Source organism: Variovorax stachyos (genome assembly GCF_051400855.1).
Taxonomy (GTDB): domain Bacteria; phylum Pseudomonadota; class Gammaproteobacteria; order Burkholderiales; family Burkholderiaceae_C; genus Variovorax.
The window spans coordinates 44536-51304 of sequence record NZ_JBLFFN010000029.1 but is presented as its reverse complement, the minus strand read 5'-3'; the positions used below and the strand labels follow the sequence as shown (position 1 = coordinate 51304).

At 66.4% G+C, this 6769-nt stretch carries 6 protein-coding genes; 2 read left to right on the top strand and 4 right to left on the bottom strand.

What is annotated here, in order from left to right; translation table 11 throughout:
• Positions 1 to 646 precede the first annotated feature (646 nt).
• On the top strand, positions 647 to 1021 hold the full coding sequence (locus ACMGEZ_RS28525) for a helicase SNF2 (protein ID WP_436825643.1): 375 nt from the start codon (positions 647 to 649) through the stop codon (positions 1019 to 1021).
• A 293-nt stretch (positions 1022 to 1314) separates the two neighbouring features.
• Here the strand turns inward: ACMGEZ_RS28525 and ACMGEZ_RS28520 are convergent, their stop codons facing one another.
• The 3 genes from ACMGEZ_RS28520 to ACMGEZ_RS28510 form a co-directional block, all read right to left on the bottom strand.
• Positions 1315 to 1776, bottom strand: a complete 462-nt coding sequence (locus ACMGEZ_RS28520) for a carboxymuconolactone decarboxylase family protein (protein ID WP_436825642.1) — start codon at positions 1774 to 1776, stop codon at positions 1315 to 1317.
• Positions 1777 to 1917: 141 nt separating this feature from the next.
• Positions 1918 to 4095 carry a xanthine dehydrogenase family protein molybdopterin-binding subunit gene (locus ACMGEZ_RS28515; RefSeq protein ID WP_436825641.1) on the bottom strand — a complete coding sequence of 726 codons (2178 nt, stop codon included), beginning with the start codon at positions 4093 to 4095 and terminating at the stop codon, positions 1918 to 1920.
• On the bottom strand, positions 4092 to 4568 hold the full coding sequence (locus ACMGEZ_RS28510) for a (2Fe-2S)-binding protein (RefSeq protein ID WP_436825640.1): 477 nt from the start codon (positions 4566 to 4568) through the stop codon (positions 4092 to 4094). Before ACMGEZ_RS28510 ends, ACMGEZ_RS28515 begins: the two co-directional genes overlap by 4 nt.
• 133 nt (positions 4569 to 4701) lie before the next feature.
• Between ACMGEZ_RS28510 and ACMGEZ_RS28505 the strand changes: the two genes are divergently transcribed.
• A complete protein-coding gene (locus tag ACMGEZ_RS28505; RefSeq protein WP_436825639.1) occupies positions 4702 to 5583 on the top strand; it encodes a LysR substrate-binding domain-containing protein in 882 nt (293 codons plus the stop codon).
• Between the two features lie 44 nt (positions 5584 to 5627).
• On the opposite strand, the gene ACMGEZ_RS28500 is transcribed toward ACMGEZ_RS28505, so the two are convergent.
• Positions 5628 to 6638: a sensor histidine kinase gene (locus ACMGEZ_RS28500; protein ID WP_436825638.1), complete on the bottom strand. Its 1011-nt coding sequence runs from the start codon at positions 6636 to 6638 to the stop codon at positions 5628 to 5630.
• Between the last annotated feature and the right edge of the window lie 131 nt (positions 6639 to 6769).

The window sequence follows — 6769 nt, the reverse complement described above, 5'->3', positions numbered from 1 at the left end:
GCCCAGCGCGACCTGCTCGACCTGACGCTGATCGAGGCCGCGCTGCGCAGCGGCGATCGGCCACTCGCGGCAGCGCTAGCCGCAGAGCGGGCCGCGATGCGACCGGCGAGCCCGCTCGCTCAGCGCTTCGTCGCGCGAGCCGCGGCGTGATCGATGCCTGCGCGGCCGGCCCCCGGGGCCGGCGACGGCACGCACAATCGCGGTCAGCGCGAGGCGTCGGCGAGGTAGCGCGATTCGAGGTGCGCGGCGCCGGGTCGAGCGTCTCGCCGCGGGCCCGGCGCGCCAGTTCGTCGGTGTCCCACCGCGAGGCCTGAGCTGGCTCCAAACGTTCGTGCGCAGCCAGTCGAACACCGGGGCCAGGTGCCTGGCGGCGATACGCGCGTTGAGGTCGGGCAGCGCGCGGCGCAGCGTGGTCCCGGTGACATCGAAGAGGCTCCTCAACGCAGCAGCGGAGATGCAGGAACCGCGGCTCCCGGCGAAAAACCGGAGTGCGACCGCGCGAGATCCGGGTGCGACAAGCGTTTGAAGGGCCGGACTATTTCCGCGGCATGAACGCCGAGGTGCGAAAACGCACATCCGCGAGGCCCTTTGCGGCCGCAAACTTCATCCCACACCAACCCGTCCAACCACTTGAAGGAATCCGACCATGAACACCGCTTCCAAGCTCCTCTCCGGTTTCGCGCTCGCGATCCTCGCTGCCGCCGGCGTCCAAGCAGAAACCTATCACGGCGTCGCCAAGGTCACATCGACCCAGACCCGTGCCGCAGTCCACGCCGAAGGCGTCATGGCCGCGCGCAGCGGCGACCAGTTCAGCGATGTGGCCGGGCAAGGCGTCACCAGCATCGCCAGCTCTGTCGATCGCGCTTCGGTTCGCTCGCAAGGATTCGCTGCCGCTCGCAGCGCGAACCCGTACGCGGAAGGCTACGGCCAAGGCGTGACGCGCGTCGAATCGCCTGTCGACCGCGCCAGCGTGCGCATCCAGGCCCGCGCAGCCGCGCGCGGTGATCGCCTCGCCATCTGAAGCGCTGCGTTCCAGAAAAACCGGGCTGGGCCCGGCTTTTCTTCGTGCATTCAGTCCGCCGTTTGAATGCCTGCTCCTAGGCGAATTCTGCCTCGGCATCCAATGTCCGGAGTTGGCCGATAGTACGCGGTCGACGCCCACACACCTCCCTGGTAGGAAACTGAAAATGTTGGCCTTTGGAAATCAGTGAAAAGTGTGCCCCTTGGTTCTTGAGGCACCCAGGAGCGGTACTGAAATGTTCGCAGCGTTCCTACACAGCTGCAGGACTCATCTCGGCGGCCAATCGGGCCGATTCAGCCGCCGGTGTACGGCGTTTCGGGCACCTGTGTGTGGAAGCTGGCATTGAGCATGTTCCAGGAGCGGATCGCGCAGATCGCGAACGAGAGGTCCGCGATCTGCGCATCGCTGAAGTGCCGCTTCACGGCGTCGAAGTCCGCATCGCTGGGCGTGCGCTGGGGCACCGCGTTGACGGCCTCCGCCCAGTTGAGCGCGGCGCGATCGGCTTCGCTGAAGAAGCGCTCCGCCTCGCGCCAGCCGGCCACGGCGTTCACATGGCGGGGGTCCATGCCCTGCTTGAGCAGGTCGGCCCAGTGCATGTCGATGCAGAAGGCGCAGCCGTTGATCTGGCTGATGCGCAGGTTCACCAATTCACGCAGGCGCTTGTCCAGCGTCTTGCCGGCGGCGTGGGAAAACTGGGCGCCGGCGCGTGCTGCAGCGGGTGCGAGGGCGTGGTAGTCGAGTCGGGCTGGGGACATCGTGAGCTCCTTGTGGCTTGAGGGTTGAGGGAACACCTCTTAGACGACCGGGCACATCGCCTTGTGACACGCGGCGCCCGGGTATTGCTCGACCATGCCCTCCCCGCCTTGTCGCTCGAACGCCTGCGCTGCCCTGGTTCGTCAAGCGGAGCCGGGACGCAAAGGTAGGCTGCGCAGCCGTTGGCCGGTGGCAGCCGACACGGCATTCGCGAGGGCGGCCAGCACAACCGACGTACCCGGTTCGCCGATGCCGCCCGGTGCTTCCCGGCTCGGCACGATGTGAACCTCGACCCTCGGGGCCTCCGGCAGCCGCAACATCCGATAGTCATGGAAGTTGCTTTGCTCGACGCGACCACCCTTGATGGTGATCTCGCCCCACAAAGCCGCGCTGACGCCGAAATGGATGCCACCTTCCACCTGGGCCTCCACCGTGTCGGGATTGATGACCATGCCGCAGTCCACCGCACACACGACGCGGTCGACGGCGATGTCGCCAGATGCATCGACGGTCACCTCGGCCACCTGGGCCAGATAGCTGCCGAACGCGGCCAGCACCGCGACCCCGCGGCCTCGCCTGGAACCTCCGGCCGCCGCAGGCAGAGGCGCGTCCCAGCCCGCCTTCTGCACCGCCAATTCCAGCACCGAGCGCGCGCGCGAACGCTCGGGCAGCAACGCCAGCCGGTAGGCCACGGGATCCTTGTTGGCCAGCGTAGCCAGCTCGTCCACGAAGCTCTCCACCACGAAGCAGTTGTGCGTCGGCCCCACACCGCGCCACCAGCCTGTGACCACGCCGGCTCCAGGCTCCTCGCGCACATAGTCGAGCCTGGACGCCGGCCATTCGTAGGGGCCCAACCCGGCCTCGACGGCATCGTGATCCAGACCATTGCGAAACAGGCCCGGCGCGACGCGAGCCATGATCGATGAGCCGACCACCCGGTGCGCAATGGCCATCGGACGGCCTTGCGAATCGATCGCCGCACTGAACTGATCGACGTAGGCCGGCCGGAGGATGTCGTGCTGAATGTCCTCCTCCCGCGACCAGATGAATTGGACGGGCCCTTGCACGTTCCGCGACAGGGCCACCGATTGCTCGACATAGTCGGCTTCGAGCCTGCGCCCGAAGCCGCCCCCGATCAGGTGGTTGTGGATGCGGACCTTGTCGGCTGCCAGGCCCGATGCGCGCGCCGCGATGTCGCGGGCGCGCGTCGGAGCCTGCGTGCCCACCCAGACGTCGCAGCCATCCGCGCGGAGGTCCACGGTGCAGTTGATCGGTTCCATCGCCGCATGGGCGAGAAACGGTGAATGGTAGGTGGCCGTGAGTCGCCTGGCCGCACCGCGCAGCGCCGCATCGGCGTCTCCCTGCGCACGCGCCACTGCGGCATCTTGCCGCGCAAGCCCGCCCTCCAGTCTCTCGCGAATAGTGGCCGTCGACATGCTCGCCGCCGGCCCGTCGTCCCAGATGACCTTCAACGCTGCGAGCCCCTGCTTTGCAGCCCAGGAGTGGTCTGCGATGACCGCCACGGCGTTGTCGATGCGCACCACCTGGCGCACGCCCGGCAAGGCCAATGCCGCCCTGTCGTCCACGCTCACCAGCTTGCCGCCCAAGGCAGGGCTTGCCGCAACGGCCGCATAGCGCATCTTCGGCAGCCTCGCATCGATGCCGTAGCGCGCACGACCATCGACCTTTTCCGCAGCATCGAGGCGCTTGAGCGGACGCCCTATGAGCTTGAAGGCGTCGGGTGCCTTGAGGCTGACTTGCTGCGGCAACGGCAAGTCTGCCGCCCGCTGCGTGAGTTGCCCGTAGCTGAGCTGCCGACCGCTGGATGCGTGAATCACGACGCCGTCCTGCACGCTGCACTCGGCCGCCGCGACGCGCCATTCCTGTGCCGCCGCCTCGACGAGCATGGCACGCGCCATTGCGCCTGCCGTCCGGAGCGGTTCCCAGGCACCCTGAACGGAGTTGGAGCCCCCGGTGATCTGTGCACCGCCGGCGCGCGGGTTCCCATAGCGGGAAGCATCAGGCGGCGCATGGGCAAGCTTGATGCGGGCGAGCGAGATCTCGAGCTCTTCGGCGATCAACATCGACAGGGCCGTGTAGGTTCCCTGGCCCATCTCCACGCGCGGCATGGTCAGCGTGATGGTGTTGTCGGGATCGATCCGGATGTACGCATTCGGTTCGAAGGGAGAGGGCTTCTCGCCGGCGGCCCGTGCGCCCGCTGCGCCCGTTGCGCCCGCAGTGTCGAACGCGACGCCGAGCGCGAGCGATCCGCCGGCGACCAGGAAGACACGTCGCGAAAAAGCGCGCGAGGAAGCGCTCATGCCTTGCCTCCGGCCTCGGCTGCGCGGTGGATGGCGACGCGGATGCGCGAGTAGGTGCCGCAGCGGCAGATGTTGCCGGACATCGCCGCGTCGATCTCGGCATCGCTGGGCCTGGGCGTTTGCCCGAGCAGCGCACAGGCCGACATGATCTGACCCGACTGGCAGTATCCGCACTGCACCACCTCCTCCTCGAGCCAGGCCTCCTGAACCCTGCGTCCCAGCGCCGTCTGCCCGATCGCCTCGATGGTGGTGACGCGCTTGCCGCTGACCGCCGACAGCGGCGTCTGGCAGGATCGGACGGCCACGCCGTCCAGATGCACCGTGCATGCGCCGCACAGCGCCATGCCACAGCCGAACTTGGTCCCGGTCAGGCCGACCACGTCGCGCAGCGCCCAAAGGAGCGGCATGTCGCCGGGCAGGTCGAGTTCGGTCCGGCGGCCGTTGAGTTCGAAGTTCATATGCCGTTTCAACATGGGAGTTCCTGAGGCCTAATCGGAGAACGAGCATTAGGCATGGGAAAGGCACCTGCGATGATGCGCTTTGGTCATCTCATGCCATCCAACTTTCGCATGACACATGAGTGAGATATCGATCACGGCATTGCGCGTGTTCCGCGCCGTGGCGCGCTGCGGCAGCTTCACGGGCGCGGCTCGCGATCTCGGCTGCGCCCAATCGGCGGTCAGCCGGTACATGGCCACCCTGGAAGAAGGCTTGCAGCAGACGCTGGTGTTGCGCGGCCATCGCAGCGTGCAGCTCACCGCCGCTGGCGAGCTGTATCTCGAGACGGTCAATCGCGCGCTCGACGAACTGGATCACGGCGCGATGCGAATCGCGAATGGCGGCGACCGACCGACAGTCAAGGTGCTGGCCATGCCGTCGTTCGCTTCGCGCTGGCTCATCCCACGGCTGGCGCGGCTGCAACTCGCACGCATCGACGTCGACATCGAGCTGGCCACGTCGATCTGGGATGCCGACTTCCGCAAGGAACGCTTCGACCTCGCGATCCACTACGGCGACGGTTCCTGGCCCGGTGCACAGCTCCTGATGCAGGACAGCCTGGTTCCCGTGGCGTCGTCACGACTGCTGAAGGGCCAGGGCCTCGCGCGCATCGGCGACATGGACCGGTTCCCTTGGCTGCATGACTCCCTTCGAAGCAGCAAGTGGCCGCAATGGCTCGCAGCCTGCGACGCGGGAGGCTTGACGAGTGCCCGGAACATGAAGTTGCAGGACACCGAGGCGACGCTTACTGCAGCCGTTGCGGGGCTTGGCATCGCCATCGGCCACGTCGTGCTGGTCGACAACGATGTGCGGGAGGGCCGCCTGCTGGAAGCCTGGCCGCGGCGTGCGCCGCTGGCCGCCGGCTATCACCTGATCGTGTCCAAGCGAGCTGCGCGAAACCAGGCCGCGCGTGCACTGGCGGAGTGGTTGATGAAGGAGGCCATCGAGTTCCGCAACACGTCGAAGGCGCCCGCGCCTGAGCGCCGGTAAGGCGGAAGTTCAGCGCCCTTCGGAGAAGGACGCGCACAGGCGCCCTACTCGAGAGAGTGAAGTGGAAGGCTGATGGTGAATACGCAACCCGAGCCCGGTACGTCTCTGACCGTCAACGTTCCATAGTCCGCCTCGATGGTTTGCCGAGCGATGGAGAGCCCGAGTCCCAGACCGGCCCTGCGGTCGTTGTTGGGACTGAAAGGGATAAACATCTTTGCGGCGCCACCTGCCGGCAATCCTCCGCAATGATCCTCGACATCGATGAGAACCTGGTCGCCCGATGCGTAGGCGCTCAGGCTCACCATGGAGTTCTCCTTGGTGTACTTGAACGCGTTCTGCAGCAGGTTGGCCAGCGCCGCATGAAGCAGATCCCGGTTGGCCATGATCGCCAGAGAAGGGTCCACCGTCTGCACCTCGAAGACCGTGCCTTTGCGCGCCACATCGAGCCGCCCTACGAGGTCGACATCCGCAATGAAGGACGCCACCGAGAAAGTCTGGCGTTGGTCCGCCCCTTCTCCCCTCACTTCGGCCGTGGCCCTGCTGATCAGCAGTCCCAGTGTCGAAAGGCTTCGCTTCAGGACCGCGCCCGTTGCGCCGCTGATCGCCATGTTGCCCAGTTCGAGCGCCCTTACGGCGAGGGTGGCGGTTCCGAGCGAGTTGCGCAGTTCGTGGACCAGGAATCCCAGCCGCTGCTTTTCGCCCGCGACCTGCTGCATCGATATCTGCGCATCGCGTTGAAAGCTGAACTCGGTGACGGCGTCCGCAATGGCGTTGTCCAGACAACGGTTCAGGGTACGGAACTCGCCCACGGCAAACGGTTCATCCCGCTCGAACGCGAGATCCGTGATGGCCTGGCAGAGATCGCCATAGTCATGGACGACCTGATCCACGGTATAGCCCAGATGGAGCAGTTCCTTGCCGTGGGCGGTGGCGCTCACGCCAATTTCCGTCAGGGCGAGCGTGTCGCCCCCGGAAGGCCCCGAGATGGCGATGCTCACATCCATCTCGTCGTCCTCTTCTGCAGCGAGCGTTCTCGTGAGTTGGTCCAGGAACATGGGAACGCCATGGGCCAGTTGCTTGTCGGTTGCAGCTCGCAAGGGGCGTTGTGCGACCTTCGCCTTGCACCTCCGCAATCAGGTCGTCGCGGTTGTTGAAAAGAAAACGGTGCATGGAGACCTCCTTGATC